The sequence below is a fragment of the Lacihabitans soyangensis genome (genome assembly GCF_024343775.1).
Lineage (GTDB): Bacteria > Bacteroidota > Bacteroidia > Cytophagales > Spirosomataceae > Leadbetterella > Leadbetterella soyangensis.
This window is the reverse complement of record NZ_RJUF01000129.1, coordinates 1-1812: the sequence shown is the minus strand read 5'-3', so window position 1 is coordinate 1812 and position 1812 is coordinate 1. Positions and strand designations below refer to the sequence as shown.

The 1812-nt window shown below is 30.7% G+C and carries 1 protein-coding gene; it reads left to right on the top strand.

Going from position 1 to position 1812, the window contains the following annotated elements; genetic code table 11:
* The first annotated feature begins 360 nt into the window (after positions 1-360).
* On the top strand, positions 361-1494 hold the full coding sequence (locus tag EGI31_RS14950) for a replication initiation protein (protein WP_255037979.1): 1134 nt from the start codon (positions 361-363) through the stop codon (positions 1492-1494).
* Positions 1495-1812: the final 318 nt, after the last annotated feature.

The window sequence follows — 1812 nt, the reverse complement described above, 5'->3', positions numbered from 1 at the left end:
GCCCAACCTCTTTATTCTAAAAAATTTAATTTTGATTTTTCCACTCTAATTTTGGAAATAAAAAGTTATATTATTCACTATAATACATAATTTAATAATAATTAAAACTTATTGATTATTTAACCCAAAAAGCATTTTTCTCCATAACTATTTATTATAAAGCAAATTACGTGGTATTTATTGATTTTTATTAGGAGGTTCTGACGACGCTATTAGGAGGTTCTGACGTTGAAAAAGCTACTTTTATTAGGAGTAAAAAGGAGAGTTTAGAAAATAAAAAGGAGGATTATTTTTTATTACTCCTAATTTATTATATTTGCATAGTCAAATACTCCTAATAAGTATTTACATACTAACACTATGAAAGATAAAAACGAAATAATATTAACTGCACAAAGTAATCAAATGACATTGTCTAAAATGAATGTCACAACTCCATACCAAAAACGAATATTATATGCTGTTATAGACTCCCTCTCTCCTCACATAAAGACAAAATTAGAAGAAGCTAAAGGAAAAACAATTGGGAAGCACTTTGCATTAAGTAAAGATATTTTTGATGTTGTTGCTAGAATCTGCTACAAAATGAAAGAGCTTGAACCACACGGTAACTATGGGCGACTTAGACAGGCTCTAAAAGATTTAAGAGAAAAAACAGTATCTATTGAATTAAAAGAAGGGGTTATTTTAGATACAGGTTTACTCCTTCAGGCGAAACACGATGAAAGAAGTGAAGATGTTGAGATTGTTGTCTCTTTAGAATTATACCAATTTCTCGCAGACTTAAGTAAAGGGGCGACTATGTTCCAGATGAAAGTGGCTATGTCTTTCCGTTCAATCTATGCCATGAAACTTTATGAATACATATCAATGCAAAGAGAGTTTAAAACTTTTCAGATCAACCTCGATACTTTTAGGTTCATAATGAATTGCGAAGACAAATTCGAGTTTACTAAGGATTTAAAAAAATACGTGTTGGATATCGCAGTTCAACAAATAAATGAAAGTGAAACTACTGATTTAAAAGTTGCCTATACTGACAGAAAAAAGGGGAAAAAGGTAATTGGCTTTACTTTCTTTATTTCAAAAACAGAAAATGCTCATGATTCAGAAATGGTAAAAGCAAGGGCGAAAAATCCAGTTTCTTTACATTGGGACTTCTCTAAGGATCTAATTGAAAATTTTAAAAAAATAGGCTTAGTAATAAAAGGGAAAAATTTAGACTTGATAAAAGCTCTAAAACTTGAAATGGGGGAAAAAAGAATCTTAGAAGAAATGGAACGAGTTTTTGCTTATTCCAAAGAACAAAAAAACCCGCAAGGATATATGATTACAGCTTTGCAAAATTTATTAAAATCTGTGCAAAAAGAACCGGGCGAAATGTCTCCTCCAGAAAGGAGAAAACACGCAGAAAATTTAAGGCCTGCAAATGTTGTTAAGAATACTCCAACTAAAATTGGAGACCTAACAATGTCACTGTTTGAAAATAAATAGAGGTTCTTTTTCCAAAACTGCAAAAAAATGGTTAGCTCAGCAAAAGCGGGCCAAATCGGAAGTAGCCTCTTGTAACTTGCTGTAATTCATATATTTATGGGTAATTATTTTTTTACATCATTTTTTTGCCCATTCTTTTGTTAATATAATATTTCAAAGAAAGGTAGCCTCCGTACTTGAGGTTCTCATAACATTTGTGCGAAAATTTACGGTTTTTAACTATTTTATTAGTTAAAACTATCCTCTTTTACTTTCTTATATACCTGAAACGGCACATTATTATCAGTTAGAATCTTATAGACCGTTGTAGTTGAAGGA

Bases quoted from the DNA above. Each gene is read 5' to 3' on its own strand.
- EGI31_RS14950 (WP_255037979.1), top strand. From the start codon at position 361: ATGAAAGATAAAAACGAAATAATATTAACTGCACAAAGTAATCAAATG.